Annotated in this window: 1 protein-coding gene; it reads right to left on the bottom strand. The window is 41.1% G+C overall.

All coding sequences use genetic code 11. The features are described 5' to 3' along the window. Nucleotides 1-1,366: transposase (locus IGJ05_RS16120; RefSeq protein WP_438725374.1), on the bottom strand; the 1,366-nt coding region annotated here is incomplete at its 3' end. Nucleotides 1,367-1,508: the final 142 nt, after the last annotated feature.

Raw genomic sequence — 1,508 nt, 5'->3', positions numbered from 1 at the left:
ATAAGCGCTCTTTTTGTTTTTCTTTATGGTATTCCCAAGACGGATTTACAGTGATCTTTCTGCGATTCCCCTTTGGGGTTAAGGCTTCAGGAATGAGCGCTTGGTTCGCATCCGTTTTTTCTGCTTGGTATTCTTTAAAATCTCGGACAAAGCCATCCGCATCTGTTCGTTGACGGTAAGCATGAAAATTAAATCGTACCCCTTTGGGGTCGATGTAAAAGTCCTCCTTAGGCTCATAATCCCAATTCATTACTTTCCGATCATCTGTCTGCCATTTCTTGCTTTGTTCTTTAAACATCGTTCCATAAGGAATCAGTGCAGTATGCTGGGGAAGTTCATCTTCTATATAGCGGTAATTGCTTTCTGAACCATAGCCTGCATCGGCGACCAAATAATGAGGGGACTTTTGTGCAATCTTCATCTTTTCCAGTAATGGTTTCAATGTCTTAGTGTCTGTTGGGTTTTGAAAGACATCGTAGCCGAGTACAAATTGATTACAAGTAGCGAACTGCAGGTTATACGCAGGCTTAAGTTGGCCATTTTTCATAGGGTCTTCTTTTACGCGCATGAATGTCGCATCATGATCAGTTTTTGAATAACTGTTTCTTGTCCCATAAGTAGAAAACTGCGTTTGATGTTCCAGAAGTTTTTCTCGTTTTGTATTTAATTTGCGTACTTGGCTTTTCAACGTTCGCCGTTGTTGTTTCGCTGGATTTGGCGAAAGACGTTTCGTTGCCTCAACTTCTTTTTCTAGTTCTTCCAGACGTAGTTCCATCCGTGTTAACAGTTCATCTATCATGTCTACTGTCAAGGACGTCCCTTCGGGAATCTGTTTCAGGGCATACGCTTCTCTTAGTTCCGTCATCATAGTAAGCAGTTTTTCGCGATTCATTTGATCGAATCGGATCGTGTTTTTCTTCCAGACAAAGCTGTACTTATTCGCATCTGCCAAGATTTTTGTACCGTCAATAAACAACGCATCATCAATCAGATTCCGTGCACGCAGATACTCTGTCAACTGATCTAAGCCTTTATTGGTCAACTCCTGCACATCGTTAGATACACAAAAACGGGCGATCGTTCGATAAGTTGGAACCCGTTCTTGCGTCAACCAACGAGCATAGAGGTTTTCTTCAGCTAAGCGTTCAATCTTGCGACTTGTAAAGGTTTCTCGTGTATACGCAAAAAGAACCAACTTCATCATGGCACCTAAATCATATTCTCTTGGTCGACCAAAAAGATAGGGGTCATTAATCTGAAGCGCTTCGACCAGTTCATGGATAAAAACGGCGACATGATTTTCTTTTGGAGAAAATGAAGTAGATAGATCCAAAGTGAGTTGATTCATGTTATAATTAGTATACATTTTGTTTAGTCCTTTCAGGATTAAATGATGGGGCATTGGCGGCAACCGGTGCTCCTTTTTATTTTACCCAAAAAACCGCAAGAAATGAACGATTTCTCGTCATTTCTTGCGGTTTTCTTCTATGGACTTATGTCACAGTCCC

It is taken from the genome of Enterococcus sp. AZ167 (assembly GCF_051714025.1).
GTDB classification, from domain to species: Bacteria; Bacillota; Bacilli; order Lactobacillales; family Enterococcaceae; genus Enterococcus_D; species Enterococcus_D casseliflavus.
The sequence above is the reverse complement of the archived record's forward strand: the minus strand, read 5'-3'. Positions and strand labels throughout refer to the sequence as shown.